Consider the following 4041-nt stretch of genomic DNA (forward strand, 5'->3'; position numbering starts at 1 on the left):
CTTTTGTCAATAGGCTTGTCCTTTTTGATTGCCTGGACAAAAGGAACATAAACAATCTCGTTGTTCCGTATGCCTATCATAACATTTCGCTGGCCTTCCATTAAGGCCTGGATTGCGGCTTCACCCAGCCGGCTTGCCAGTATACGGTCATTGGCACTCGGAGCACCACCCCGTTGCAGATGGCCCAGGATAGAAACCCTGACATCATACCCGGGATATTCCTTCTTTACCCGGTCGGCGTAATATATGGCACCTCCATTCTTGTTTTCAGGACTTTCGGTCACAATTACGATGCTGCTGTTTTTCGTCTTTCTGAATCCGCGCCCGATGAATGTTTCCAACTGGTCCACGTCCGTCCTGTCCTCCGGGATGATGGCCGCTTCAGCACCGGAAGCTATTGCGCTGTTTTGTGCCAGGAAGCCCGCATCACGCCCCATCACTTCGACAAAGAAGATACGGTCATGGGAGGTTGCCGTGTCCCTGATTTTATCCACGCATTCCACAATGGTGTTCAATGCCGTATCATATCCTATGGTAAAATCGGTACCATATAGGTCATTGTCAATGGTGCCGGGCAATCCTATGCACGTCACATCATACTCCTCCGCAAAGATACGGGCTCCCGTCAGGGAACCGTCTCCACCGATAATTATCAAAGCATTGATGTTCTCTTTCTGTATGACCTTATAAGCTTTCTTGCGTCCTTCGGGAGTGGTGAAAGTCTCGGAGCGAGCTGTTTTCAGTATGGTGCCTCCCCTCTGGATAATGCTACTTACATCTTCCGTCGTGAGTTCTTTCACTTCACCGGCAATCAGCCCCTCGTAACCTCTATAAATTCCTTTCACTTTAAATCCGTTAAAAATGGCGGCGCGGGTCACGGCACGGATAGCCGCGTTCATTCCTGAAGCATCCCCTCCGGAAGTCAGAATTCCAATATACTTGTTATCCATAATTTGTTTTTTATATTTTAATTAATCAGGCAAAATTAGAAAGCAACTGTTTTAGCCTTTTTCTGCTATAAAAGATACGGCTTTTTATCGTACTCAGTGACACTCCTATCTTTGCGGCTATTTCCCGATATTTGACTCCGGTACAACATAAAAACGACATAATGCGCTTTAGGCAATGTTTTAAGGGCTTCCCTTATCTCTTTTGCATCATGCCCGTTATCCACGAAAATGAAAGAGTCGTCCCTTAACAGGAAATGATATTCAGGTTCTGATAATACATATAAATTCCCTCGTATTTTCTTTGTCCGGCAATTATTGATAAATGCATTGCGCATGATGGTATACATCCAGCCTTTAAAATTCGTACCGGAATCAAACTTATCCTTATTATCCAACGTCCTCAACATTGTTTCCTGCAACAAGTTTTCTGCTTCATCCTTGTCAGCAGTCAGTTTATATGCAAAACAATGCAGTTCATTCTGAAGGGCTACCAGCGCTTTATCGAAATCAAATCCTCTCATTATATTTATTTTGGAATTCAAATATCCGGGTGAAGGCATTCCCTGATAATAAGAAATGCCTTCTGTAGAGTCTCATCAAGATATCTTATTTGACATCAATAGTTTTGGTGGTTTCCTGAACCTTCTTATCTACGACTTTGGGAATATCGATAAACAGGACCCCGTGTTCCACTTTGGCCGAAATTTTATCTTTTTCCACATTATCCGGCAGCAGGATACTCTGCTGGAATCGGGAATAGGAGAATTCACGGCGCAAGTATTTTCCGTCTTTCTTCTCCTCCTTTTTCTCGTCCTTTTTTTCCATGCAGATTACCAGATTGTTGCTTTCATCCACACTTACCTTAAAATCATTCTTGGTCATTCCTGGAGCTGCCAGTTCTACCTTGTAGTCCTTTTCATTCTCAATCACATTGATGGCTGGAGCCGTAGCGTTTGCTCTTGCCATCCATTCATTGTCAAAGAAATCGTTAAAAATACTCGGTAACCAATTCTGGTTTGTTTTTACAGGTACCATTTTTACCTCCTCTTTAAAAGTTAATAATTAAAACTTAAAAAAAAGCATCTGCTTGATAGACAGATTTTTATTTTTTAGCCATCCCTTGTTTGGCCACAGCTTCTGCCCGTTTCCGTATCTCTTCCGGGTTTCCAAGGTAGTAGTCCTTGACAAGAACCAGCCTGTCGTCAAATTCAAAGACATAAGGAACTGCCGTAGGCAGGTTCAGGTTGGAAATATCCGTATCGGAAATTCCTTTGAGATGCTTGATGATTCCGCGCAGGCTGTTACCATGGGCGACTACCAGCAGGCTGTCCTTATACATCAATGCGGGAAAGATGATGCATTTCCAGTAAGGCATGACACGCCCAATAGTATCTTTCAGGGATTCCGTACGGGGAAGTTCGCTATCTGGTACACCGGCATAGCGGATATCCATGCCCGGATTACGGGGATCATCTTTGCCTACCGGAGCGGGAGCCACGTCATAGCTTCTTCGCCAGATGTGTACTTGTTCTTCACCATATTGGACCGCTGTTTCACTCTTATTCAGTCCCTGAAGCATACCGTAATGCTTCTCGTTCAGCCGCCAGGTCTTTTCAACCGGAATCCAGTCTTTATCCAGCCGGTCCAAGACACAGTTCAACGTTTTTACGGCACGTTTCAAGTAAGAAGTGTAAGCTGCCTCAAAAGAAAATCCAGCCTCCCGTAATGCATCGCCTGCCTTGCAGGCTTCTTCAACTCCTTTCTCGCTTAAATCCACGTCCGTCCATCCAGTAAAACGGTTTTCTTTGTTCCATAGACTTTCGCCATGACGTAATAACACTATTCTTTTCATGGATACTTCTTCTTTATGCAATGGTTATTGAAGAATCCAGATATACGTCCTGAATGGTGTTCAGAAGTTGAATTCCGTCTTTCATCGGTTTCTGGAAAGCCTTACGACCGCTGATCAGCCCCATACCACCTGCACGCTTATTTACTACTGCCGTTACGACAGCATCATGCAGGTCGGATTCCCCATGGGATTCACCGCCCGAGTTAATCAATCCGACACGTCCCATATAGCCATTCGCCACCTGATAACGGCAAAGGTCTATCGGATGGTCAGTGGTCAGTTCCGAATACATACACTCGTTTGTCTTTCCGAATCCGATAGCCTTGAAACCGCCGTTATTGGATGGGAGCTTCTGCTTCACGATATCGGCTTTAATGGTAACCCCGATATGGTTGGCTTGTCCTGTCAAGTCGGCAGCGGCATGATAGTCGGTACCATCCTTTTTGAAGCTGCTGTTTCTCAAATAGCACCACAGAATAGTAGCCATTCCCAGTTCGTGGGCATATTCAAAAGCCTGTGACACTTCCACTATCTGGCGGCGGCTTTGTTCCGAACCGAAATAAATGGTAGCACCGACAGCTACGGCTCCCATGTTCCATGCCTCTTTCACCGTACCGAACATTACCTGGTCGTAGCTGTTCGGATAAGTCAGCAGCTCGTTATGGTTCAACTTCACGATGAAAGGAATCTTATGGGCGTACTTACGTGCCACAGCTCCCAGAACTCCGAATGTGGATGCCACGGCGTTGCATCCTCCTTCAATGGCCAGCTTTATGATGTTTTCGGGATCGAAATAAAGCGGATTGGGGGCGAAAGACGCTCCTGCAGAATGTTCTATGCCCTGATCCACCGGCAGGATGGAGACATACCCGGTATTGGCCAAACGCCCGTGCCCGTACAGGGCTTGTAGGCTCTCCAAGGTGCGTATATTCCTGTCGGAATTCATCCATACCTTATCTATCATATCCGGTCCCGGAATATGGATAAGTTGTTTGTCTATCGTCTTACATGTATGGTTCAGGTAGTACTCAGCCTTTCCTCCCAATAAATCTACTATTTTCATTTTATTTATTTTTATTGATTATTCTGGTTTATGACTCCCGTTCACCCAGTTTTGCATCCATAAAAAGGATAGCACAGTCTCCGGCTTTCCTCAGATGACTAACAATATTGAGTACATTCGCTTCATCTTCTACTTGCTCACGAACAAATTGCCACAAGAAGTCCTGAGTGGCATTG

The 4041-nt window shown here is 45.1% G+C and carries 5 protein-coding genes and 2 pseudogenes; all 7 read right to left on the reverse strand.

Features of this window, described 5'->3' with window-relative positions; genetic code table 11:
* A partial coding sequence (gene pfkA, locus ACZM60_RS14430; RefSeq protein WP_484242518.1) for a 6-phosphofructokinase occupies positions 1 to 950 on the reverse strand: 950 nt, incomplete at its 3' end.
* A gap of 25 nt (positions 951 to 975) precedes the next feature.
* A pseudogene (locus ACZM60_RS14435) lies at positions 976 to 1050 on the reverse strand (RNA polymerase sigma factor); the annotation flags it as partial.
* On the reverse strand, positions 1016 to 1471 hold the full coding sequence (locus tag ACZM60_RS14440) for an RNA polymerase sigma factor (protein WP_005641942.1): 456 nt from the start codon (positions 1469 to 1471) through the stop codon (positions 1016 to 1018). The gene ACZM60_RS14440 and the pseudogene ACZM60_RS14435, both read right to left, overlap by 35 nt.
* 85 nt (positions 1472 to 1556) lie before the next feature.
* Positions 1557 to 1985, reverse strand: coding sequence for an Hsp20/alpha crystallin family protein (locus ACZM60_RS14445; RefSeq protein WP_004295281.1), 429 nt, complete (start codon positions 1983 to 1985; stop codon positions 1557 to 1559).
* 67 nt (positions 1986 to 2052) lie between these two features.
* Positions 2053 to 2802, reverse strand: coding sequence for a 2,3-diphosphoglycerate-dependent phosphoglycerate mutase (gene gpmA, locus ACZM60_RS14450; RefSeq protein ID WP_004295282.1), 750 nt, complete (start codon positions 2800 to 2802; stop codon positions 2053 to 2055).
* A gap of 13 nt (positions 2803 to 2815) precedes the next feature.
* Complete coding sequence (locus ACZM60_RS14455) at positions 2816 to 3865, reverse strand: class I fructose-bisphosphate aldolase (protein WP_004295283.1); 1050 nt, start codon at positions 3863 to 3865, stop codon at positions 2816 to 2818.
* Positions 3866 to 3893: 28 nt separating this feature from the next.
* A pseudogene (locus tag ACZM60_RS14460) lies at positions 3894 to 4041 on the reverse strand (ferritin); the annotation flags it as partial.

This window comes from Phocaeicola sp. (assembly GCF_057861905.1).

Coding starts and splice junctions, on each gene's coding strand:
- ACZM60_RS14455 (WP_004295283.1), bottom strand. CDS start 3,865: ATGAAAATAGTAGATTTATTGGGAGGAAAGGCTGAGTACTACCTGAAC.
- ACZM60_RS14440 (WP_005641942.1), bottom strand. CDS start 1,471: ATGAGAGGATTTGATTTCGATAAAGCGCTGGTAGCCCTTCAGAATGAA.
- gpmA (WP_004295282.1), bottom strand. CDS start 2,802: ATGAAAAGAATAGTGTTATTACGTCATGGCGAAAGTCTATGGAACAAA.
- ACZM60_RS14445 (WP_004295281.1), bottom strand. CDS start 1,985: ATGGTACCTGTAAAAACAAACCAGAATTGGTTACCGAGTATTTTTAAC.